Below are 996 nucleotides of genomic sequence, written 5' to 3'. Positions count from 1 at the left end.
GTCAGCCGTCGCCCTGCGTCCGGCCGCCGGTGCCGGCCTGCGCGGCGCCGCTCCGACTGCCGCCGCCTCCGCCGCCGCGACCGCCACTGCGGCGGCCGCCGCCAAGCCGGCCGGCGAGCCGTTCCCGCCGCTGGTGCTGCCGCCCATCGGTGATCGCCACCCGTTCTTCAAGAACATGCTGGAGGTCATGACCGACCTCTACGAGTTCATGAAGACCGAGCGCGACATCCTGGAAAGCCGCGCCTACGACAAGCTGGCCGGCATGCCGGCGCGCAAGGAACAGCTCATCAACATCTTCGCCGAGAGCATCGGCAACCTGCGCGCCCGCGACGAGCTGAAGACCAAGATCACCGAGCTGGAATACGCCCAGCTGATGGACGCCAGCCGCGTCATCAAGACCATCGCCGTCGCCAACATGAAGCTGATGGCGGTGGGCATCAACGCCGTCAGCACCGTGGTGGAAAGCGTGGTGGAAGCGGCCAAGGACGCCAATCCGGGCAAGATTGGCATCTACGGCGGCGACGGCGCCATCGGCTCGTCGGGCATCGAGACCCGCCAGGCGCCGGTCACCCTGAACGAAGACATCTGATCCGCCCCGGCCTCCCGGCCGCAGCACGACCGCGACGGCGCATCCCCCGGGGTGCGCCGTCGGCCGTTCCGACCCGGCAATTCCTGCCGACGGCGACAATTTGCCGGTCCCGGCGGCCGGCGGACGACGCGGGGCCCGCCGTCCCCCTCAGCCCGGCACTGGCACCCGGCTTGCATAAGGCGAAGCGAGCTATATCAGGATCCAGGCCATGGACATCTCGATCATCGGGCGACAGGGGCAGAGCAGCACGGCGGACTCCCGCAAGGAGGACCAGCCGACCGATCTTGCCGCGCTGTTCGCCGCGGCGGTCGCCGATGCCGCCCGCCAGGCCTTCGCCGGGTCGCGCGCCGAAGCGCCGGCCCCGGCCCAGCGGGCGAGCCAGCCGCAGCCGGCGGCGCCGCGCGACG

2 protein-coding genes are annotated in these 996 nt (G+C 71.4%); both read left to right on the top strand.

Translation table 11 applies throughout. From position 1 onward, the window contains the following. On the top strand, positions 1–589 hold a 589-nt coding region (locus ABD056_RS22730), incomplete at its 5' end, for a hypothetical protein (RefSeq protein ID WP_343870576.1). 208 nt (positions 590–797) lie between these two features. Then, a partial coding sequence (locus ABD056_RS22725; RefSeq protein ID WP_343870574.1) for a hypothetical protein occupies positions 798–996 on the top strand: 199 nt, incomplete at its 3' end.

Source organism: Caenispirillum bisanense (assembly GCF_039523075.1).
In the GTDB taxonomy this organism is placed as follows: domain Bacteria; phylum Pseudomonadota; class Alphaproteobacteria; order Rhodospirillales; family Rhodospirillaceae; genus Caenispirillum; species Caenispirillum bisanense.
This window is presented reverse-complemented; position numbering and strand designations above follow the sequence as displayed.